Below are 20,360 nucleotides of genomic sequence, written 5' to 3'. Positions count from 1 at the left end.
ACCACCATGCTCATCGCACAGCGCCCGACCCTCACCGAGGAGACGATCACCGAGTCGCGTTCGCGATTCGTCATCGAGCCCCTCGAGCCCGGTTTCGGCTACACCCTCGGCAACTCCCTGCGCCGCACGCTCCTCTCCTCGATCCCCGGCGCTGCTGTCACCAGCATCCGGATCGAGGGCACCCTGCACGAGTTCACCACCGTGCCGGGCGTCAAGGAGGACGTCACCGAGATCATCCTGAACCTCAAGGGTCTGGTCGTCAGCTCCGACTCCGACGAGCCGGTGACCATGTACCTGCGCAAGCAGGGCCCCGGTGAGGTCACCGCCGCGGACATCGCGCCCCCGGCCGGCGTCGAGGTGCACAACCCCGAGCTGCACATCGCCACCCTGAACGGCAAGGGCCGTCTCGAGATCGAGCTGGTCGTCGAGCGGGGCCGTGGCTACGTGCCGGCGCCGCAGAACAAGCAGCCCGGCCAGGAGATCGGTCGCATCCCCGTCGACTCGATCTACTCCCCGGTCCTCAAGGTCACCTACGCCGTCGAGGCGACCCGCGTCGAGCAGCGGACCGACTTCGACCGTCTGGTCGTCGACGTCGAGACCAAGCCCTCGATCGCCCCGCGCGACGCCATCGCGTCCGCCGGGTCGACCCTGGTCGAGCTGTTCGGCCTGCTGCGCGAGCTGAACGTCGACGCCGAGGGCATCGAGGTCGGGCCCAGCCCGGCCGAGGCCGCCGACATCGCGAACTTCTCGATGCCGATCGAGGACATGGACCTCACCGTCCGGTCCTACAACTGCCTCAAGCGCGAGGGCGTGCACACCGTCGGTGAGCTCGTGACCCGCTCCGAGGCCGACCTGCTCGACATCCGGAACTTCGGGGCCAAGTCGATCGACGAGGTCAAGATGAAGCTGGCGGCCATGGGTCTCGCGCTCAAGGACAGCCCGCCCGGGTTCATCCCCACCTCGATCGAGAGCTACGACGAGGGCTACGAGACCGACGCGTACCAGGGTTCGCCCGAGTACGCCGACGTCGAGTACACCGACGCCTCCTTCCAGGAGACCGAGCAGCTCTGAGGCCGCGCGCCGGACGGCGGGGGAACCCGCCGTCCGGCGCCGCCCCGCGGGCGGCGAGACTGACCGCGAGCACCACCGCACCACGGACGACAGCACCACCACGGACGACAGCACCACCACGGACGCAGCCGGCACTCCCTCCGGCCGCTTGAGGAAGGACCGACATGCCCACCCCCACCAAGGGCCCCCGGCTCGGCGGGTCCCCCGCGCACGAGCGGCTGATGCTGGCCAACCTGGCCACCTCGCTGTTCGAGCACGGGCGGATCACGACGACCGAGACGAAGGCGAAGCGCCTGCGTCCCCTGGCCGAGAAGCTGGTGACCTTCGCCAAGCGCGGTGACCTGCACGCCCGCCGTCAGGTCATGACGACGATCCGCGACAAGGACGTCGTCCACACCCTCTTCGCCGAGATCGGTCCTCGCTACGAGAACCGTCCTGGTGGCTACACCCGGATCACCAAGGTGGGTCCCCGCAAGGGCGACAACGCCCCGATGGCGGTCATCGAGCTGGTCGAGGCCCTGACCGTCGGCCAGCAGGCCGTCGGCGAGGCCGAGCGCGCCCGGGGCACGCAGTTCGCCTCCGGTGCCGGCGCCTCCGCTGCTTCCGGTGAGGTCACCGCCGACGCCGTGGAGACGGCCGAGGACACCGTCGCCGAGGACACCGTCGCCGAGGACGTGGCCGCCGACGACGTGGCCGAGGAGGCTGCTGCCGAGGACGTCGAGGCTCCGGCCGCCGACGCCGACGCCGACGCCGAGGGCACGGACGCGCGATGAGCTCGCCCGAGGGCGTCGCGGGCGCGGGCGCTGCCGGCGTCTCCGCCGGTGGCGGCGACCAGGGGGCCACGTTCGAGGGTGAGACGACCGGTCCGGGCGGCGACACGTCCCCGGCCGTCACCGACGGCAGCGTCAGCGACGAGGCGCAGGAGATCGTCACCGATCTCTACAACCCCGACGACGAGCACCAGGACGACGGAGCCGTGACGCCTCAGCCGACCCGGCAGAACATCGCCGTGGTCGACGACCCGTCCCTGTCGCCCGAGGTGGCCAACGCCGCGGCCGCCGAGATCGAGGCCGCGGAACTGGGCGACGCAGCGACCGCCAGCCAGCAGTACCAGGGCGGCGACGCCGCGCCCGACCCCACGTAAGACCCTGAGCGCTCTGCCTACCGGTGCCGAGGCCTGCACCGTGCAGCACCCGGACGAGCCCGTTCCCCCTGGGGGGAGCGGGCTCGTCCGCGTCCGTCTCGACGTGGCCTACGACGGCACCGCGCTGCACGGCTGGGCGCGCCAGCCCGGCCAGCGGACCGTCCAGGGCGACCTCGAGCAGGCACTGTCGATGGTGCTGCGCGTCCCCGTCGACCTGACCGTCGCCGGCCGGACCGATGCCGGGGTGCACGCCACCGGCCAGGTCGCCCACTGCGACCTCCCGCAGGGGGTCTGGGACGAGCACGGGCCGCGGCTGGTGCGCCGGCTGCGCGGGGTGCTGTCCCCGGACATCGCCGTGCCGTCCGTCGCCGAGGCGCCCCCCGACTTCGACGCCCGGTTCAGCGCGCTCGGCCGGCACTACGTCTACCGGCTGACCGACGACCCCGCCGGGCCGCCGCCACTGCGCCGGGCCGACACCGTCGGCTGGCCGCGACCGGTGGACGCCGGAGCGATGGCGGAGGCTGCCGGGTTGCTGCTCGGCGAGCACGACTTCGCCGCCTTCTGCCGGCGTCGTGAGGGCGCCACCACGATCCGCACGCTGCTGGCTCTCGACGTCGCCCGGGACGGCGGCCTGGTCACGGTGTACGCCTCCGCCGACGCGTTCTGCCATTCCATGGTGCGCAGCCTCGTCGGGGCGCTGACCGCCGTGGGGGAGGGGCGCCGGCCGCCGGAGTGGCCGGCCGCCCTGCTGTCCCGGACCGAGCGGTCCAGCGACGTGCCCGTCGTCCCCGCCGGCGGGCTGACGCTGGTGCGGGTCGACTACCCGGTGGACGACGAACTCGCCGCCCGCGCGCTCGTCACGCGAGCCCGCCGGGACGCGTCCCCGGCGTAGGCGAGCCGAACAGCCGGTCCAGCTGCGAGTCGAGGATGGCCAGCGCCGACGCCCGCGCTCAGCCGAGGGCGCTGACCGCCTCGTCGATCGGCGTGGGCCCGCTGACCAGCTCGAGGACGACGTCGTCCAGGTTCCCGTCCCGGTTGCCGTCCAGCAGGGCGACGAGCACCGCGGCAACGTCGTCACGCGGCACGCTGCCCCGGTCCACCGACGGCTGAAGGGTCACCCGGCCGGTGCCCGGATCGTCGGTGAGTCCGCCCGGCCGCAGCACCGTCGTCCGGAGGCCGGACCGGGAGAGGACGTCGCGCTCCGCCGCCAGCTTGGCCTGCAGGTAGACCACGAAGACGTCGTCCAGACCGTCGGGCCGGCCGCCGTCGGCCACCGCGTCGACGCCCATCGAGGACACCAGGAGGTAGTGCCGCACGCCTGCCTGCTCGGCGGCGTCGGCGAGCAGGACGGCGGCGCCCCGGTCCACGGTGTCCTTGCGGGCGGCGCCGCTGCCCGGTCCGGCCCCGGCCGCGAAGACCACCGCGTCCGCGCCGGTGAGCGCCGACGCGACGTCGTCGACCGATGCCGACTCCAGGTCGAGGACGGCGGGCTCCATCCCGTCGGCCCGGACGTCCGACTCGTGGTCGGGGTTGCGGACGATGCCGACGACGGTGTCGCCCCGGGCGGACAGGAGGCGGCCGAGCCGACGGGCGATCTGCCCGTGGGCACCGGCGAGAACGATGCGCATGCTGACCGCCGTACCCCTCCGGAGCGACCTGGCACACGGCCCGGCCGGTTCAGTTGGTGACGTCGATGACCAGCCGCCCGGGATCGGTGAGCACGTCCACGGTGAAGGGCCGCTCGCCGCCGCGCATGCCGATGAGCACCTCCTCGTACCCGTCGGCGGCACCGGTCGTCCGCGCCTCGGCCACCGGGCCGGGGGAGATCGAGAGCCGGGACGACCCCTGGCTGCCGCCGCCGACGTCGCTGCGGACCCGGACGCGGAGGAACGCGTCGCCGGCGATGTCGATGGGCTCGCCGTCCGGTCCGGTCGCCTCGGAGTACGCCACGGTCCACTCGGGCACGCCGCTCCCGGAGAGGTTCACCGTCAGCCGGGCCGACGAGTCGTCGCTCCGGAAGTTGATCCCGCTGACCCGTGGCCCGTCGCCGTCGTCGTCCGCACCGGGGGTGGCCGGGCCGGACCTGTCACCGGTGTCCGGTTCCGATCCGCCCGGTTCCGATCCGCCCGGTTCGGATCCGCCCGGCTCCGGCGGGGACTGCGGTGGCGGGGCGGGAGAACCGGAGGAGGGCGGCGGGGAGGACGCGCCCGGACTGGCCACGCCCTGCACCTCCTGGGAGCAGGCAGCCAGGAGCAGCGCGACCGCCAGGACGGCGACGCCGTGGCGGATGCGCATCGGTCCTCCTCGGGCGGTTCCGGTCGGAACGTAACCGTTCAGCCGGGCTCGTGGGGGGCCTGGAAGCGCGGGACGAGGCTGGGCCGCTCCAGCGGGGGTGGGGGTGCCGGCGGTGGGGGTGCCGGCGGTGGGGGTGCCGGCGGCGGGGGTGCCGACGGTGGCCCCGGCGTCAGGTGTCCGTCGGCGATCGCCCGGGCCCGCGCGAGGTCGGCCGGGGTGTCGCAGTCCAGCCAGGGCGGCGGGTCACCCGGGGCGACCTCGGGCCGCCACCGGTGCGCAGCGATCGGCGCGAGGACCCGCCGCAGCGGCATGGGCCCCCGGGCGGTCGCCACCGCCGTCCGAAGCGCCTCGGTGCGCCAGGCGCCCAGCAGGTACTGGTCGCGACCGGTGTCGTCGACGGCCATGACGCCGCCGCCCGTGAGCCGGTCCAGCAGCCCGTCCACCACGGCCGCGGTCAGGAAGGGCAGGTCTCCGGCGACGACGACCACGACGCCCGTGGCCACCTCGGCGAGGCCGGCGCGGATGGCGGCCACGGGGCCCCCTCCGGGCGGCTGCTCCCGCACCAGCAGCACGTCGGCGGGCGTCGGCTGCGGCGGGCCCACCACGATCCGGCGCTCGGCGCCCGCGACCGCGCCCAGGACCGCCGCGAGGATCGGGCGCCCGCCCACCAGCAGCTGGGGCTTGGCCTGGCCGCCGAGCCGCGCGGCCCTGCCTCCGGCCAGCACCACCGCGGTGAACGGGGGCGGGGTGTCCATGGCGTCACCGTAGAGCCGCGACGTGGGTACCGTCCTCCCCGTGGGACGAGTCACCAGCCGGACGCCGGTGTTGCGCATCCGCGGATCGCAGCACACCACCCGCCCGGACACGGTGGCGGCCGAGGAGCCGCTGGAGATCCGGCTCGCCGGGAAACCCCTGGCCGTGACGATGCGGACGCCGGGGGACGACTTCGACCTCGTCCACGGGTTCCTCGCCACCGAGGGGGTCATCGCCGGGCACGACGACGTCGCCGGCCTGCGCTACTGCGACTCCGTGGACGCCGACGGGCGCAACACCTACAACGTGGTGGACGTCGACCTCGCGGCCGGTGTGCCCATCCCGGACTTCGGGCTCGAGCGGAACTTCTACACGTCCAGCTCCTGCGGGGTCTGCGGCAAGGCGAGCATCGACGCGATCCGCACGAAGACGACCTTCGACGTGACCGCGGACGAGGTGCGGCTGCCCTTGGAGGTGCTCCTGGCGCTCCCTGACGCGTTGCGCGCCGAGCAGCAGGTGTTCGAGAAGACCGGCGGTCTGCACGCCGCCGGTCTGTTCACCGCCACCGGGGAGCTGGGTGCGCTGCGCGAGGACGTCGGCCGGCACAACGCCGTCGACAAGGTGATCGGTGACGCCGTCCGCGAGGGCCGGCTGCCGCTGGCCGGTCACGTCCTGATGGTGAGCGGCCGGGCCAGCTTCGAGCTGACCCAGAAGGCGGCGATGGCCGGTATCCCGGTGCTCGCGGCGGTCTCCGCGCCGTCGTCACTCGCGGTCGAGCTGGCGCGCGAGGTGGGCATCACGCTGGTCGGGTTCCTGCGGGGCGACGGCTGCAACGTCTACACGCACACCGGGCGGGTCGTCCTGCCGGACTGACCCCTCAGTAGACGAGGCAGAAGGGGTGCCCGGCGGGGTCGGCGTACACCCGGAAACCGGTGCCCGTCTCGCCCTGCAGGAGCCGGGCACCCAGCGCGAGGATCGCGGTCTCGGCGGCCTCGACGTCGACGACCCGGATATCGAGGTGCTCGTGCTGCGGATGCTCGGGGTCGGGCCACCGGGGTGCCCGGTAGTCCTCGGCGCGCTGGAACGCCAGCTCGCGGAGTCCGGGCTCGCGGCCGATGACGACCCATTCGCCGTCGGTGTATTCGTTCACGCGCATACCGAGGATCTCGCCGTAGAACCTCGCCAGCGCCCGCGGGTCCGGGCAGTCGAGCACCGTCTTCTCGAGGCGTCCGATCATCGGTGGTCGCCGCCGCGGAGCTGGCTGACCACGTGGGGGAGCAGCGGGCCGAGCACCGCCAGTCCGTCCTTCACGCCGCCGGTCGAGCCGGGCAGGTTGACGATCAGCGTGCGCCCGGCCGTGCCCGCCAGGCCGCGGGAGAGCACTGCCGTCGGGACACCGTTCTCCGCTCCGTACCGGCGGACCGCCTCGGCGATGCCCGGCGCCTCGCGCTCCAGCACGCGGCGGGTGGCCTCCGGGGTGACGTCGGTCGGCGACAGGCCTGTGCCGCCCGTGGTGACGACCACGTCGACGCCGAGGTCGACGGCGTCGCGGAGGACCGCCTCCAGTTCGTCGACGTCGTCGGGGCGCACGTGCGGTCCCTCGACGGCGAAGCCGAGCGCGGTCAGCCCCGCCGCGAGGGCCTGACCGCTGCGGTCCTCGTAGACGCCGGCGTGCGCGCGGTTGGACGCGGTCAGGACGACCGCCCGCGCATCCGCGGGGAGCTCGCTCACCGCGTCCACTCCCCGCTCTTGCCGCCGGACTTGCGCAGCAGGCGGACGTCGGTGATCGACGCGCGCGGGTCGACCGCCTTCACCATGTCGATCATGGTGAGCCCGGCGACGGCCACGGAGGTGAGCGCCTCCATCTCCACCCCGGTCCGGTCGGCGGTGCGGGCGGTCGCGGTGATGTCCACGCCGTCGTCGGTGACGTCGATGTCGACGGTGACGCCGTGCAGTGCGATCGGGTGGCACAGCGGCACGAGGTCCGGGGTCCGCTTGGCGCCGGCGATCCCCGCGATGCGGGCGACGGCGACGGCGTCGCCCTTCGGGACGCCGCGGCCGCGCAGCAGGTCGATCACCTCGGGGCTGACCAGCACCCGACCTGCCGCAGTGGCCTCGCGGGCGGTCACCGCCTTGGCGCTGACGTCGACCATCCGCGCGGCGCCGGTCTCGTCCACGTGCGTCAGCCGCGGCTCGGTCATTGCAGAGCTCCTTCGATCAGCACGACGTCGACCTCGGCGCCGGCGGGCAGTTCGGTGACGTCCTCGGGGACGACGACCAGGCAGTTGGCGCGGGCCAGGTGTGCCACGAGGTGCGAGCCCGGGCCACCGACCTGCGAGACCTGCCCCCCGTCGAACCGGCCGCGGAGGAACTGACGGCGGCCGGCGGGGGAGCGCAGCGGTCCGGTGAGCCGGGCCGGGACGTGCAGGCGGCCGGGATGGGTGTAGCCCATGGCCCGACGCAGGGCCGGGCGGACGAACACCTCGAAGGACACGAACGCGCTGACCGGGTTGCCCGGCAGCGTCACCACCGGGACGCCGTCCACCGTGCCCGCGCCCTGGGGCCCGCCGGGCTGCATCGACACCTTGGCGAACTCCACGGTGCCCAGCTCCCGGAAGGCGTCCTTCACCACCTCGTACGCGCCGGCGCTCACCCCGCCGCTGGTGATGAGCAGGTCGGCCGTGGCGACCTCGCTGCGCACCGTGCCGAGGAACTGCCCGACGTCGTCGGGGACGAAGTGCAGCTGCCGGGCCTCGCCGCCGGCGTCCTCGACCGCGGCCACGAGCAGCCGGCTGTTCGACTCGTAGATCTGGCCGGGGAGCAGCGGCTGCCCCGGTGCCACCAGCTCGCTGCCGGTCGACAGGACCAGCACCCGCGGCTTCCGGCGCACCGGCAGCTCGGTGACCCCCACCGCGGCCGCCAGGCCCAGCTGGGCCGCGCCCAGCGGGCTGCCCGCCTCCAGCGCGACGGCGCCCTCGGCGATGTCCTCGCCCGCCGCGCGCAGGTGCGTCCCCCGGGCCGGGCAGTTGCTGATCTCCACGACGTCCGTGGCGCCGTCGGTGAGCTCGACGGGAACGACGACATCCGCGCCGGCGGGGAGCGGGGCGCCGGTCATGATCCGCTGGACGGTCCCCGGGGCCAGGGGGACGACGTCCGTGCGCCCGGCCGGGATGTCGTCGGCGACCGGCAGCCTCACGGGCGTCCGCGAGACCTCCTCCCACCGCGCGGCGTACCCGTCCATGGCGGAGTTGTCGAAGCCGGGGAGGGCGACCGTCGCGGCGACGTCCCGCGCCAGGACGCGGCCGTGGGCGGCGGCCAGCGGGACCATCTCCTCCGGCAGGGCGCGCAGCAGCGCATCCACCACCGCCTGGTGTTCCTCGACCGTGCGCACGCCTCCATCCTGGCCGATGGGCGGCGGGCCGGGCACGGCGCTGCCGGTTAAGGTCCTCGCGACCGTCATGGGTGAGGAGGATGCGTGGCTGAGATCGACCGGATGCTGACCGCGAACGAGCAGTGGGCCGCGCGCTTCCCCGGCAGCAAGCCGGTGCGTCCCGCCCGCAAGGTCGCGATCGTGGCGTGCATGGACTCCCGCATCCCGCTGTTCGGCGTGCTGGGCCTCGAGGTCGGCGACGCACACGTCATCCGCAATGCCGGCGGCGTCATCACCGAGGACGTCATCCGCTCGCTGACCCTCAGCCAGCACGCGCTCGGCACCCGGGAGATCGTCCTGGTCCACCACACCCAGTGCGGCCTGCAGACCACGGACGACGTCTCCTTCGCGGACACGGTCGAGCGGGCCACGGGTCGCCGTCCGCCGTGGGCCGCGCGCACGTTCACCGACGTGGACGACGACGTCCGTGAGTCGATGCGGCTGATCCGGGAGAGCCCCTACCTGCTCTCCCACGAGGTGCGCGGCACCGTCTACGACGTCGAGACCGGCCGCGTGCGGGAGATCATCTAGCCGTCGTCCGGGACGGCGTGCGTCGGCTGGTATCGTGCTCGGTTGGCGCGCGCAAGCCGGCTGGTGCCCGCGTGTCCGCACCGTCTCCCGTACTCGGTGAGGCGATTCCACCAGCCACCCCGACGACGACGGAGGACACGAGCGCCGTGCGCACGTACTCACCCAAGCCCGGCGAGATCGCCCGGGCCTGGCATGTCATCGACGCCACCGACGTGGTGCTCGGTCGACTCGCCAGCCAGACCGCGATCCTGCTCCGTGGCAAGCACAAGCCGCAGTACGCCCCGCACCTGGACGTCGGTGACTTCGTCGTCATCGTCAACGCCGGCAAGGTCGCGCTGACCGGTCACAAGCGGGACGACAAGGTCGCCTACCGGCACTCCGGTCACCCGGGTGGTCTGAAGACCACCAACGTCGGCGACCAGCTGCGCACCCACCCCGACCGCGTCGTCGAGCGCGCGATCAAGGGCATGCTGCCGCACAACACCCTCGGTCGGCAGATGCTCTCCAAGCTCAAGGTCTACGCCGGCCCGGAGCACCCCCACGCTGCGCAGCAGCCCCAGACCTTCGAGATCAAGCAGGTGGCCCAGTGACCAGCGCAGCGACGATCACCGACGCCGACGGGCGTCCCATCCAGACAGTCGGCCGCCGCAAGGAGGCCATCGTCCGGGTGCGTCTCCTCCCCGGCACCGGCCAGTTCACGCTGAACGGTCGGACCATCGAGGAGTACTTCCCCAACAAGGTCCACCAGCAGCTCATCCGTGAGCCGTTCGTGATCCTGGAGAAGGGCGAGCAGTACGACGTCGTGGGCCTGCTCCACGGTGGCGGCGTCTCGGGTCAGGCCGGCGCGCTGCGCCTGGCGATCGCCCGGGCCCTCATCGAGGTCGAGCCCGACGACCGTCCGGCCCTGAAGAAGGCCGGCTTCCTCACCCGTGACCCCCGGGTCATCGAGCGCAAGAAGTACGGCCTCAAGAAGGCGCGCAAGGCGCCTCAGTACTCCAAGCGCTGACCCGCACGGCTGCGCCGCTCATGGGGGGCAGGCTGTTCGGGACCGATGGCGTACGAGGTCTGGCCAACGCCGACCTCACGCCGGAGCTGTCCCTCTCGGTGGCACGTGCTGCTGCCGGAGTGCTCGCCGACCGCGACGGGACCTCGCGTCCCGTCGCGGTCGTCGCGCGCGACCCCCGTGCGAGCGGGGAGATGCTCGAGGCCGCGGTCGTCGCCGGGCTCACCAGCGCGGGCGCCGAGGTGCTCCTGGCCGGCGTGGTGCCCACCCCCGCGCTCGCCTACCTGACCGCGGAGAGCGACGCCGACCTCGGCATCATGATCTCGGCCAGCCACAACCCGATGCCGGACAACGGCATCAAGCTCTTCAGCCGGGGTGGCCACAAGCTGCCCGACGCGCTCGAGGCGGCCATCGAGCGGACCGTCCTCACCGGCACCTCCGACGGCCACCGGCCCACGGGTGCCGCGATCGGCCGCATCCGCGTCCTGGACGACGCCGGCGAGCGCTACGCCCGGCACGTGCTGTCGACGGTGGACCAGCCGCTCGACGGCCTGCGCGTGGTGGTCGACTGCGCCCACGGGGCGGCCGCCGCCACCGCGCCAGACGTCTACCGCCGTGCCGGTGCGACCGTGCACGCCATCGGCTGCGACCCCGACGGCTGGAACATCAACGACGGCATCGGCTCCACGCACCTGGGACCGCTCATCGAGGCGGTGCGCGAGCAGGGCGCCCACCTGGGGATCGCCCACGACGGCGATGCCGACCGGTGCCTGGCCGTGACCGCCGAGGGTGACGTCGTCGACGGCGACGCCATCCTCGCGATCTGCGCTCTGGCGCTGCACGAGCGCGGCGCGCTCAAGAACGAGACGGTCGTCGCGACCGTCATGAGCAACCTCGGCTTCCACCACACCATGCGTGACGCCGGCATCGCGGTGCAGACGACCGCGGTCGGCGACCGCTACGTGCTGGAGGCGCTCCGGGAGCGCGGGCTGAGCCTGGGCGGCGAGCAGAGCGGCCACCTCGTCTTCCTCGACCACGCCACCACCGGCGACGGCGTCCTCACGGGGCTCGCCCTGCTGTCCCGCATGCGGGCGACGGGCGACTCCCTCGCCGAGCTGGCGTCGGTGGTCCGCCGGTTGCCGCAGACGCTGGTCAACGTCCCGGTCGCCGACCGGATCGCGGTGTCGGAGAGCGAAGCCGTCGCCGAGGCGGTCAACGCCGTCGAGGAGGAGCTCGGGGAGACCGGCAGGGTGCTGCTGCGCCCCTCGGGCACCGAGCAGCTCGTGCGGGTCATGGTCGAGGCGCCGAGCCAGGAGCAGGCCGACGAGGTCGCCGCGAGGCTGGCGGAGGTCGTCGCCGCCGTCGGGTAGTCCCGTGTGGCCGCTGGTGCGGGCGACGACGGGTGGGCCGATCCTCCCCTCCTGACGGGCCAGTCGGACGGAATGGTCCGCCTCCGCCGGTACCCTGGGCCAAATGTGCGGCATTGTGGGATACGTCGGTCCGCAGGACGCCCGGGACGTGGTCCTGGAAGGTCTGCGGCGGCTCGAGTACCGGGGCTACGACTCCGCGGGGATCGCGGTCGTCGCCGACGGCGAGCTGACCTCGGCGAAGAAGGCCGGGAAGCTGGCGAACCTGGAGAAGGTGCTGGCCGAGCATCCGCTGCCGGCCGCCACCGTCGCCATCGGCCACACGCGGTGGGCCACCCACGGCGGGCCGACCGACCGCAACGCCCACCCGCACCTCTCGGCCGACGGCTCGGTGGCCGTGATCCACAACGGCATCATCGAGAACTTCGCCACGCTGCGGGCCGAGTGCGAGAGGGACGGCGTCGAGTTCGCCTCCGACACCGACACCGAGGTCGCCGCCCACCTCCTCGCCGCCGAGTACGCGCGCACCCCCGCGGGCCCGGGCCGTCTCGCCGAGGCCCTCCGCACGGTGTCCCGGCGCCTCGAGGGCGCCTTCACGCTGGTCGCGACCTGCGTCTCCGAGCCGGACACGCTGGTCGCCTCCCGGCGCAGCAGCCCGCTGGTGGTGGGCGTCGGCGAGGGGGAGTACTTCCTCGGCTCCGACGTCGCCGCGTTCATCGGTCACACCCGGAACGCCCTCGAGCTGGGGCAGGACCAGGTCGTCGAGATCGACCGCACCCGCGGGGTCACCGTCACCGACTTCTTCGGCGCGCCGGTGGAGCCGACCGCCTACACGGTCGACTGGGACGCCGCCGCCGCGGAGAAGGGCGGCTACGACTGGTTCATGCTCAAGGAGATCGCCGAACAGCCGCAGGCCATCGCCGACACCCTGCTCGGCCGGCTCGGCGAGAGCGGCGACCTGATCCTGGACGAGGTCCGCCTCTCCGATCAGGAACTGCGCGACATCGACAAGATCTTCGTGGTCTCCTGCGGCACCTCCTACCACGCCGGGCTGATCGCCAAGTACGCCATCGAGCACTGGACCCGCATCCCCGTCGAGGTCGAGGTCGCGAGCGAGTTCCGCTACCGCGACCCGGTGCTCGACCGGTCGACCCTGGTCATCGTCATCAGCCAGTCCGGCGAGACGATGGACACGCTGATGGCGCTGCGTCACGCCAAGGAGCAGAAGGCCCGCGTGCTGGCCATCTGCAACGCCAACGGGTCCACCATCCCGCGCGAGTCCGACGCCGTGCTGTACACCCACGCCGGGCCGGAGATCGCCGTCGCCTCCACCAAGGCGTTCCTCAGCCAGATCGTCGCCTGCTACCTGGTCGGGCTCTTCCTGGCCCAGGTGCGGGGCATGAAGTACGAGGACGAGGTCGCCGCGATCGTCGACGACCTGCGCCGCCTCCCCGAGGCCGTCGCCCAGGTGCTCACCGGCATGGACGAGGTGCGGGCGCTGGGCCGGTCGCTGGCCGACGCGAACACGATCCTCTTCCTGGGCCGCCACGTCGGGTACCCGGTCGCACTCGAAGGCGCCCTCAAGCTCAAGGAGCTCGCCTACATCCACGCCGAGGGGTTCGCCGCCGGGGAGCTCAAGCACGGCCCCATCGCGGTCATCGACCAGGGCACGCCCGTCGTCGTGGTGGTGCCCTCGCCGCGCAGCCGCGAGTCCGTGCACGGCAAGGTGGTCTCCAACATCCAGGAGGTCCGGGCCCGGGGTGCGCGCACGATCGTGATCGCCGAGGAGGGCGACGAGGACGTCGTCCCCTACGCCGACCACATCATCCGCGTGCCGCGGACGCCGACCCTGCTCGCGCCCGTCGTGACCACGGTGCCGCTGCAGGTGCTGGCCTGCGAGATCGCCGACACCCGCGGGTACGACGTCGACCAGCCGCGCAACCTCGCCAAGTCGGTCACCGTCGAATAAAGGACCACCCTCCCCCCACGCCTCGCAAGCTCGGCGCGGGCCCCTGAAGGATGGCCGTTCCAGCACCTTCGCCGCTGACGCGGCAGACTCACGTCTGTGATCATCGGGGTCGGGATCGACGTCGTGCCGGTGGAGCGGTTCGCGGAGTCGCTGACGCGCACGCCGGGTCTGCGCGACCGGCTGTTCACCGCGGCTGAGCAGCGGACGCCGTCGGGGCACCCGCGCACCGGGGAGTCGCTGGCGGCACGGTTCGCGGCCAAGGAGGCGCTGGCCAAGGCGCTCGGGGCGCCGGGTGACCTGCGCTGGCACGACGCCGAGGTGATGGTCGGGGAACACGGCCGCCCGCATCTGGAGGTGCGGGGCACGGTGGCCGGCCGCGCCGCCCAGCTCGGCGTCTCGTCGTGGCACCTCTCCCTGAGCCACGACGGCGGCATCGCCTCCGCGGTGGTCGTCGCCGAGGGCGTGCCGCGGGCCGGGGAACCCTCGTGATCGGTCTGCACACCGCCGCGGAGGTCCGCTCCGCCGAGGAGCCGCTGCTGGCCGCCACACCACCGGGCGCCCTGATGCAGCGTGCCGCGGCCGGCCTGGCCAGCGTCTGCGTGCGCTTGCTCGGCCGGGTGTACGGGCGCCGCGTGGCGCTGCTCGTCGGCACCGGCAACAACGGCGGGGACGCGCTCCTCGCCGGGGCCCGCCTCGCCGGCCGGGGAGCGCGGGTCACGGCCGTGCTGCTCGATCCCGGACGGGCGCACCCGGACGGTCTGGCCGCGTTGCGGCGGGCCGGCGGACGCGTGGTCGCCGGGAACGGACGGTCCGCGGCGACGCTGGTGAGCCGCGCCGACCTGGTGCTCGACGGCATCCTCGGCATCGGTGGCCGCGGCGGGCTGCGGCGCGACGCGGCGGACCTGGCCGCAGCCGCCGCCGACGGCACCGCGGTCACCGTCGCCGTCGACGTGCCCAGCGGCATCGACGCGGACACGGGCGCCGTCGACGGCGTCGCCTTCCCGGCCATGCACACCGTCACGTTCGGCGTGGTCAAGGTCGGCCTGGTCGTGGGGGAGGGCCGTTCGCACGCCGGGACGGTGCACCTCGTCGACATCGGCCTCGGCCCGCACCTCCCGTCGGCCACGGCCTTCCAGCTCACCGACGCCGACGTGGCCGCCGGCCTCTCCCCGCCGTCGGGGGACGACGACAAGTACTCGCAGGGGGTGGTCGGCGTGGTCGCGGGCTCGGCCACCTATCCCGGCGCGGGCGTGCTGTGCACCGGTGCCGCGCTGCGCACCCGGCCGGGCCTCGTGCGGTACGCCGGCACGGCGGCCGACGGCGTCCGGGCCGCGTGGCCGGAAGCGGTCGTCACCGACGGCCGCCCGGCGGATGCCGGTCGCGTGCAGTCCTGGGTGGTGGGTCCGGGCATGGGCACCGGCGACGACGCGCGGAGCGTCCTGGCCGAGGTGCTCGCCACCGATCTGCCGGTCCTGGTCGACGCGGACGCCCTGACGCTGCTGGCGGCGGAGCCCGATCTCGTCCGCGGACGCGAGGGCGCGACCGTCCTGACCCCGCACGACCGCGAGTTCGCCCGGTTTGGCACCGAGCCGGGCCAGGACCGCGTCGGCGCCGCCCGCCGGCTCGCCGCGGACCTGGGCTGCGTCGTGCTCCTCAAGGGCGAGGCCACGGTGGTCGCCGATGCCGACGGAACGGCCTTCGTCAACGCGACCGGCACCCCATGGCTCGCCACCGCGGGCACCGGCGACGTGCTGTCCGGGATCGTCGGCGCGCTGCTGGCCGCCGGCCTGCCGGCGGCAGAGGCCGCTGCCGCGGGCGCCCACCTGCACGGCCGCAGCGGCCAGCTCGCCGCGCAGCACGGGCCCCTGCTCGCCGGCGACCTCGTGCGCCGGTTGCCGGAGGCCGTCGGCCGGGTGCGCGGGCTCGGCGCCCCCCGCCTGGGAGACTCGGCAGCGTGACGAACCCAGCCGCCCGCGCCGAGGTCGTGGTGGACCTCGACGCGATCGCCGCCAACACCGCGGTGCTGCGCGAGCACGTCGGCCGGCCGCTCATGGCGGTCGTCAAGGCCGACGGCTACGGGCACGGCCTCGTGCCGGCCGCCCGCGCCGTCCTCGCCGGTGGGGCCGACCAGCTCGGCGTCACCGTCCTCGACGAGGCGCTGGCCCTCCGTGCCGCCGGCGTCCGCGCCCCGGTGCTGTCCTGGCTGCACAACCCGGGCACCGACTTCGTGCCCGCGCTCGAGCAGGACGTGCAGGTGTCGGTGAACGCCGTCTGGGGCCTCGACGAGGTGATCGCGGCCGCGCAGGCCACCGGACGGACCGCCGCGCTCCACCTGTTCGTCGACACCGGGCTCTCCCGCGAGGGCGCCACGATGGCCGACTGGCCGGCGGTGGTCGAGGCCGCGGCCCGGGCCCAGGCCGACGGGCACGTCCGCGTCGTCGGGCTGTGGAGCCACATGGCCTACGCCGATGCGCCCACCCACCCGACCATCGGGGCGCAGGTGCGGGTGTTCGACGAGGCGGTCGCGATCGCGCGGGCCGCCGGCCTCACCGACGCCCGCCTGCACCTGGCCAACTCCGCCGCCACCGTCGCGCTGCCCGGCACCTGGTACGACATGGTCCGGCCGGGCATCGCGCTGTACGGGCTCGACCCGCTGGGCGGGTCCGACCCCGCGGCGCACGGCCTGCGCCCCGCGATGACCGTGCGGGGCCGCGTGATGCTGACCAAGCGGGTGCCGGCCGGCGCGGGCGTCTCCTACGGGCACGAGTACTCGACGGACCGGGAGACGACCCTCGCGCTCGTCCCCGTCGGCTACGCCGACGGTGTGCCCCGCGCGGCGGGCAACTCCGCGCCGGTGCTGGCCGCCGGGGCACAGCGCCGCATCGCCGGCCGCGTCTGCATGGACCAGTTCGTCCTGGACGTGGGGGACGACGCCATCGCGGCCGGGGACGAGGTCGTGCTCTGGGGCCCCGGCGACCGCGGAGAGCCGACGGCGCAGCAGTGGGCCGACGCCGTCGGCACCATCCACTACGAGCTGGTCACCCGCGTCGGCGGCCGGTTCACCCGCCGCTACGTCGGCTCGGCCGGAGCCGTCTGATGGCGCGTCCCGCCCCGCAGTCGCGCGGGCACGTCGCAGGGATCGTCGGGGCCGTCGTCGGTCTCGCAGCCGCCGGCACCGCGGTCGGTGTCGCCGTGAGCCGCATCGCCGGCCGCCGGGTGCGGGCGGAGGAGATCGGGCCGGCGGCGCTGACGGCCGCTCAGCTGCGGGAGGACGACCCGCTGGGTGGGGAGTCGCGGGCGCCGGACCGGACCGCGCTGGTCCAGGCCGACGACGGCGTGCTGCTCGCGGTGGAGGAGGTCGGACCCCGCGACGCCCCCCTGACCGTGGTCTTCGTGCACGGCTACACCCTGTCGATGGCGTCGTGGACGTTCCAGCGCCGGGCCCTGGCGGCCACCCTGGCGACCGAGAACGGCCACCGCCCCGATGCGCGGCTGGTCTTCTACGACCAGCGCGGTCACGGCGCCTCAGGCCGGGGGAAGCCGGAGCGGTCGACGATCGAGCAGCTCGCGAGCGACCTGGCGACCGTCCTGGAGACCCGGGTGCCGCGCGGTCCGGTCGTCCTCGTCGGCCACTCCATGGGCGGGATGACGATCATGGGACTGGCGGCGCTGCGGCCGGAGCTGTTCGGCCCGAAGGTGGTCGCGGTCGGCCTGCTCTCCACGTCCAGCGGCCAGCTGGCCGATCTGGACTTCGGCCTGCCGGAGCTGCTGACCCGGGTGCGTGCGGCGGTCCTCCCGGTCGCGGCGTGGACCATGCGGCGCCGGCCCGCCATCGCCGAGCGGACCCGTCGCGTGGCGGCCGACGTGGTCTCGCTGGCCACGCGGGCGCTGTCGTTCGCGTCGTCCGACGTGGACCCGGCGCTGGTGCGCTACGTGGACTCGATGATCGCGGGGACCCCGGTCGACGTGATCGCGGAGTTCTACCCCGCCTTGGCCGGCATGGACGAGACCGGATCGCTGGCGCCGATGCGGACCATCCCCACCCTGGTGCTCACCGGGGACAAGGACACGATGATCCCGAAGGCGCACAGCGAGCTGCTCATCCAGCGGTTGCCGGACGCGCAGTACGTCGTCGTCCCGGATGCCGGGCACATGGTGATCCTGGAGAAACCTGACGAGGTGACGGCTGCGCTCGGCGTGCTGCTCCGCAAGGTCGGCGCGGGGGCGTCCTCTCCGCACTGAGCCCGGTCAGAAGCCCCCGCCGTCGCCGCCGCCACCCTCGAGGAACCCGATGGCCGCGGCGCCGCCGATCGCGCCGTGCTGCGTCCGGAAGGCGGCGTGCCCGGGATCGTGCAGGCCTGCGTCCCGGATGCGCCGGTCCATGCCGGAGCTGCGCGGGAGCGGCGGGAGAGGGCGCTCGAAGATCTCGCTGCGCGACCGCGGGTCGGGCAACGCCTCCCGGCCCCGGAGCGCCACCTGGAGCGCCGCCACCTGGAACGCGTGGCCGCCGTCGAGGACGCGGGCGGCCCCGGGGTCGTCGGCGAGCCGGCGCAGCGTCTCCCGCCCCGTCGACGTCGGCGACCATGCCGACCCCGACGACCTCCGGCGGCGCAGGCGGGACCGGCGCCGGAGCAGCCCCGAGGCCGCCAGCGACGTTCCCGGTTCGGAGAGCCGGGCGTCGTCGGCCAGCCGCCAGCGGATGGTGTCGACGGAGCGGTGGCCGTGCGTCCCCACGGCGTCCATGACGGCGCCCTCGACGGGATGGGACCGGCCGGGTTCCACCACGGCCAGCTCGCCCGGCGCGTGCACGCGGATCCGACCGGACTCGACGAGGGCCACCAGGGCCGTGTCGATGACGCGGTCGACGCCGCCCGCGAGGAACGCGATCTCGTAGAGGTCCAGCTCTGCCGTCGTCATGGTCGTCGTCCTCCCGGGAACGGAACGGGACAGGCCCTGGGCCGACGGTCCCACCTCCCGGCTGCCGGCGGAAGCGTCCGGCGACCCTGGTTAGGGTGCGGAGGTGGCCGCCCCCCGACCGCCCCGCCTCGACGCCAGGTCCGACGAGCTGGCCGACGAGGTCGCCCGCGTGGCCGCTGCGGCTCCCGACTGGGCCACGCTCGCCGCGGTGAACCGGCCCTGCGTCGCCTGCCCCGAGCTCGCGGCGACCCGTCAGCACGTCGTCGTCGGTGACGTGCCGTCCGGCGGTCGGCCCCGGTTCGCGCTGATCGGCGAGGCGCCGGGGGCGAACGAGGACGAGACCGGCCGGCCGTTCGTCGGGAGGTCCGGCGCGCTGCTGGACCAGCTGCTCGGCGAGGCCGGCCTGTCGCGGAGCGAGGCCGCGGTCCTCAACATCGTGAAGTGCCGGCCGCCGGGCAACCGCACCCCCAAGGCGCCCGAGGTGGCGCGCTGCAGCGGCTGGCTGCGCCGCCAGCTCGAACTGCTCGACCCCCCGGTCGTGGTCGCTCTCGGTCTCTCGGCCGCGAAGTGGTTCCTCGGTCCGCGCACGGTCCTCGCGCAGGTCCGCGCCCGTCCGCACGAGGTGGACGGCCGTGCCGTCTGGGCGACCTACCACCCGTCGGCGGCCATCCGGTTCGGCCCGAGGGGCGCCCCGCGGGCGGGGTTGCTCGAGGACCTGACCGCGGTCGCCGGGGCGCTGGCATGAGGCGCGAGCACGTCCTGCCGACGCCGGAGGACACCCACGCCCTGGGACGTGCCCTCGCCGAGTTGCTCGCTCCCGGGGATCTCGTGGTCCTCGTCGGGCCCCTGGGCGCCGGCAAGACCGCGCTCACCCAGGGCATCGGTGCCGGGCTCGGCGTCCGCGAGCCGGTCACCTCGCCGACCTTCGTCATCTCGCGCGTCCACCGCGGTGGACGGGTGCCGCTGGTGCACGTCGACGCCTACCGGCTCGGCGGGGTGGCCGACGTCGACGACCTGGACCTCGACGCCTCGACCGACGAGTCGGTGACGGTGGTGGAGTGGGGGGAAGGGCTGGTCGAGCGACTGACCGACGAGCACCTGGTGGTCCGGCTGGACCGCCGCGACGACGACGTCCGGAGTGCTGTGCTGGTGCCGCACGGAGCCGGATGGGAACGGCGACTGGACGCCCGCTGAGTCGGGCCTGGCGCGGCTCGGTAACGTCGTCGGACGTGCTCGTCCTCGCTCTCGACACCGCGACACCGGTCCTCGTGGCCGGCCTGGCGCGGTGGTCGGCCGTCGGGGGGACGACGGTCCTGGCCGAGCGCGCAGTGCCGTCGGGGACGAGGCACGCCGAGCTGCTGACGCCCGCCATCCGTGGCGTCCTCGAGGACGCCGGCCTGGCGATGGGCGACCTGGACGCCGTCGTCACCGGACTCGGGCCCGGTCCCTTCACCGGCCTCCGGGTCGGCGTGGTCACCGCCGCGGCGCTCGCGGACGCACGCGGCCTGCGGGTGATCGGGGTCTGCTCGCTGGACGCCATCGGCACGGGGGAGCGGACGGTCGTCACCGACGCCCGTCGCCGCGAGATCTACTGGGCCACCTACGGCGCCGACGGCGGCCGGCTCACCGGACCCTCGGTCGACAAGCCCGCCGACGTGCAGCTGCCGGAGCCGGTGGTTGGGGACCCGACCTTCGCCGCCGCCCGCCTGGGCCGCGCCGTCGGGGAGGCCCGGGTGACGACGGCGGGGCTGCTGCGCGCGGCCGGACCACAGCTGGCCGACCCGGCGTCGGCCGGCCCGCTCGTGCCGCTGTACCTGCGCCGTCCCGACGCCACCCCGCCGACGGCGATCAAGGCGGTGTCGCAGTCGTGAGCGTGACGC

Annotated in this window: 25 protein-coding genes; 17 read left to right on the top strand and 8 right to left on the bottom strand. The window is 74.4% G+C overall.

The features are described from left to right. Nucleotides 1-6 precede the first annotated feature (6 nt). The 4 genes from CRP30_RS02625 to truA all read left to right on the top strand — a co-directional run bounded on the left by CRP30_RS02625 (nt 7) and on the right by truA (nt 3,107). Complete coding sequence (locus CRP30_RS02625) at nt 7-1,071, top strand: DNA-directed RNA polymerase subunit alpha (protein WP_097182395.1); 1,065 nt, start codon at nt 7-9, stop codon at nt 1,069-1,071. Nucleotides 1,072-1,235: 164 nt separating this feature from the next. After that, nucleotides 1,236-1,844, top strand: coding sequence for a 50S ribosomal protein L17 (rplQ, locus tag CRP30_RS23260; RefSeq protein ID WP_097182394.1), 609 nt, complete (start codon nt 1,236-1,238; stop codon nt 1,842-1,844). After that, nucleotides 1,841-2,215, top strand: a complete 375-nt coding sequence (locus CRP30_RS02615) for a hypothetical protein (RefSeq protein WP_097182393.1) — start codon at nt 1,841-1,843, stop codon at nt 2,213-2,215. Before rplQ ends, CRP30_RS02615 begins: the two co-directional genes overlap by 4 nt. A 40-nt stretch (nt 2,216-2,255) precedes the next feature. Then, complete coding sequence (truA, locus tag CRP30_RS02610) at nt 2,256-3,107, top strand: tRNA pseudouridine(38-40) synthase TruA (RefSeq protein WP_097182392.1); 852 nt, start codon at nt 2,256-2,258, stop codon at nt 3,105-3,107. A gap of 58 nt (nt 3,108-3,165) precedes the next feature. Here truA and CRP30_RS02605 read toward each other — a convergent pair whose 3' ends face one another. Genes CRP30_RS02605 through mobA form a run of 3 tightly spaced genes read right to left on the bottom strand, consistent with a single transcriptional unit; the run spans nt 3,166 to nt 5,265 of the window. Further along, the gene (locus CRP30_RS02605; RefSeq protein WP_097182391.1) at nt 3,166-3,843 is read right to left on the bottom strand and encodes an SDR family oxidoreductase; all 678 of its coding nucleotides are present in this window, start codon (nt 3,841-3,843) and stop codon (nt 3,166-3,168) included. Nucleotides 3,844-3,892: 49 nt separating this feature from the next. Beyond that, on the bottom strand, nt 3,893-4,510 hold the full coding sequence (locus CRP30_RS02600) for an AMIN-like domain-containing (lipo)protein (protein ID WP_097182390.1): 618 nt from the start codon (nt 4,508-4,510) through the stop codon (nt 3,893-3,895). A 38-nt stretch (nt 4,511-4,548) separates the two neighbouring features. Then, complete coding sequence (gene mobA, locus CRP30_RS02595; protein WP_099459142.1) at nt 4,549-5,265, bottom strand: molybdenum cofactor guanylyltransferase; 717 nt, start codon at nt 5,263-5,265, stop codon at nt 4,549-4,551. 40 nt (nt 5,266-5,305) lie between these two features. Between mobA and fdhD the strand changes: the two genes are divergently transcribed. Further along, nucleotides 5,306-6,136 carry a formate dehydrogenase accessory sulfurtransferase FdhD gene (gene fdhD / locus CRP30_RS02590; protein ID WP_097182389.1) on the top strand — a complete coding sequence of 277 codons (831 nt, stop codon included), beginning with the start codon at nt 5,306-5,308 and terminating at the stop codon, nt 6,134-6,136. A 4-nt stretch (nt 6,137-6,140) separates the two neighbouring features. Here the strand turns inward: fdhD and CRP30_RS02585 are convergent, their stop codons facing one another. The 4 genes from CRP30_RS02585 to moeA are packed head-to-tail and all read right to left on the bottom strand — an operon-like array spanning nt 6,141 to nt 8,654. Further along, the gene (locus tag CRP30_RS02585; RefSeq protein ID WP_097182388.1) at nt 6,141-6,500 is read right to left on the bottom strand and encodes a VOC family protein; all 360 of its coding nucleotides are present in this window, start codon (nt 6,498-6,500) and stop codon (nt 6,141-6,143) included. Next, entirely contained in the window at nt 6,497-6,994 is a 498-nt protein-coding gene (locus tag CRP30_RS02580; protein WP_097183083.1) for a MogA/MoaB family molybdenum cofactor biosynthesis protein, read from the bottom strand. Before CRP30_RS02580 ends, CRP30_RS02585 begins: the two co-directional genes overlap by 4 nt. Further along, nucleotides 6,991-7,464, bottom strand: coding sequence for a cyclic pyranopterin monophosphate synthase MoaC (gene moaC / locus CRP30_RS02575; RefSeq protein WP_097182387.1), 474 nt, complete (start codon nt 7,462-7,464; stop codon nt 6,991-6,993). The genes CRP30_RS02580 and moaC overlap by 4 nt, the downstream gene beginning before the upstream one ends. After that, complete coding sequence (gene moeA / locus CRP30_RS02570) at nt 7,461-8,654, bottom strand: molybdopterin molybdotransferase MoeA (protein WP_097182386.1); 1,194 nt, start codon at nt 8,652-8,654, stop codon at nt 7,461-7,463. Before moeA ends, moaC begins: the two co-directional genes overlap by 4 nt. An 84-nt stretch (nt 8,655-8,738) precedes the next feature. Here moeA and CRP30_RS02565 point away from each other — a divergent pair, with 84 nt between their 5' ends. From CRP30_RS02565 to CRP30_RS02525, 9 genes are all read left to right on the top strand, one after another. Next, nucleotides 8,739-9,224 (top strand): beta-class carbonic anhydrase, encoded by a 486-nt coding sequence (locus tag CRP30_RS02565; RefSeq protein WP_097182385.1) that lies wholly within the window; start codon nt 8,739-8,741, stop codon nt 9,222-9,224. A gap of 146 nt (nt 9,225-9,370) precedes the next feature. Next, nucleotides 9,371-9,814: a 50S ribosomal protein L13 gene (gene rplM / locus CRP30_RS02560; protein ID WP_097182384.1), complete on the top strand. Its 444-nt coding sequence runs from the start codon at nt 9,371-9,373 to the stop codon at nt 9,812-9,814. Further along, nucleotides 9,811-10,230: a 30S ribosomal protein S9 gene (gene rpsI, locus CRP30_RS02555; protein ID WP_097182383.1), complete on the top strand. Its 420-nt coding sequence runs from the start codon at nt 9,811-9,813 to the stop codon at nt 10,228-10,230. Before rplM ends, rpsI begins: the two co-directional genes overlap by 4 nt. 20 nt (nt 10,231-10,250) lie before the next feature. Continuing rightward, nucleotides 10,251-11,597 carry a phosphoglucosamine mutase gene (glmM, locus tag CRP30_RS02550; RefSeq protein WP_097182382.1) on the top strand — a complete coding sequence of 449 codons (1,347 nt, stop codon included), beginning with the start codon at nt 10,251-10,253 and terminating at the stop codon, nt 11,595-11,597. 103 nt (nt 11,598-11,700) lie between these two features. Then, nucleotides 11,701-13,563 carry a glutamine--fructose-6-phosphate transaminase (isomerizing) gene (gene glmS / locus CRP30_RS02545; protein ID WP_097182381.1) on the top strand — a complete coding sequence of 621 codons (1,863 nt, stop codon included), beginning with the start codon at nt 11,701-11,703 and terminating at the stop codon, nt 13,561-13,563. A gap of 96 nt (nt 13,564-13,659) precedes the next feature. Beyond that, nucleotides 13,660-14,052 (top strand): holo-ACP synthase, encoded by a 393-nt coding sequence (locus tag CRP30_RS02540; protein ID WP_097182380.1) that lies wholly within the window; start codon nt 13,660-13,662, stop codon nt 14,050-14,052. Beyond that, the gene (locus CRP30_RS02535) at nt 14,049-15,521 is read left to right on the top strand and encodes an NAD(P)H-hydrate dehydratase (protein ID WP_200814505.1); all 1,473 of its coding nucleotides are present in this window, start codon (nt 14,049-14,051) and stop codon (nt 15,519-15,521) included. Before CRP30_RS02540 ends, CRP30_RS02535 begins: the two co-directional genes overlap by 4 nt. After that, nucleotides 15,518-16,660, top strand: a complete 1,143-nt coding sequence (gene alr, locus CRP30_RS02530) for an alanine racemase (protein WP_097182379.1) — start codon at nt 15,518-15,520, stop codon at nt 16,658-16,660. Before CRP30_RS02535 ends, alr begins: the two co-directional genes overlap by 4 nt. Further along, a complete protein-coding gene (locus CRP30_RS02525; RefSeq protein ID WP_097182378.1) occupies nt 16,660-17,805 on the top strand; it encodes an alpha/beta fold hydrolase in 1,146 nt (381 codons plus the stop codon). Before alr ends, CRP30_RS02525 begins: the two co-directional genes overlap by 1 nt. 6 nt (nt 17,806-17,811) lie before the next feature. Here the strand turns inward: CRP30_RS02525 and CRP30_RS02520 are convergent, their stop codons facing one another. Further along, on the bottom strand, nt 17,812-18,480 hold the full coding sequence (locus CRP30_RS02520; protein WP_097182377.1) for a TIGR04222 domain-containing membrane protein: 669 nt from the start codon (nt 18,478-18,480) through the stop codon (nt 17,812-17,814). Between the two features lie 103 nt (nt 18,481-18,583). On the opposite strand from CRP30_RS02520, the gene CRP30_RS02515 reads away from it, so the two are divergent. Genes CRP30_RS02515 through tsaB form a run of 3 tightly spaced genes read left to right on the top strand, consistent with a single transcriptional unit; the run spans nt 18,584 to nt 20,351 of the window. Then, nucleotides 18,584-19,225 (top strand): uracil-DNA glycosylase, encoded by a 642-nt coding sequence (locus CRP30_RS02515; protein ID WP_097182376.1) that lies wholly within the window; start codon nt 18,584-18,586, stop codon nt 19,223-19,225. Next, a complete protein-coding gene (gene tsaE / locus CRP30_RS02510; protein ID WP_097182375.1) occupies nt 19,222-19,674 on the top strand; it encodes a tRNA (adenosine(37)-N6)-threonylcarbamoyltransferase complex ATPase subunit type 1 TsaE in 453 nt (150 codons plus the stop codon). The genes CRP30_RS02515 and tsaE overlap by 4 nt, the downstream gene beginning before the upstream one ends. A 35-nt stretch (nt 19,675-19,709) precedes the next feature. Further along, complete coding sequence (gene tsaB, locus CRP30_RS02505; RefSeq protein WP_097182374.1) at nt 19,710-20,351, top strand: tRNA (adenosine(37)-N6)-threonylcarbamoyltransferase complex dimerization subunit type 1 TsaB; 642 nt, start codon at nt 19,710-19,712, stop codon at nt 20,349-20,351. Nucleotides 20,352-20,360: the final 9 nt, after the last annotated feature.

Source organism: Blastococcus haudaquaticus (assembly GCF_900230285.1).
GTDB lineage: Bacteria > Actinomycetota > Actinomycetes > Mycobacteriales > Geodermatophilaceae > Blastococcus_B > Blastococcus_B haudaquaticus.
This window is presented reverse-complemented; position numbering and strand designations above follow the sequence as displayed.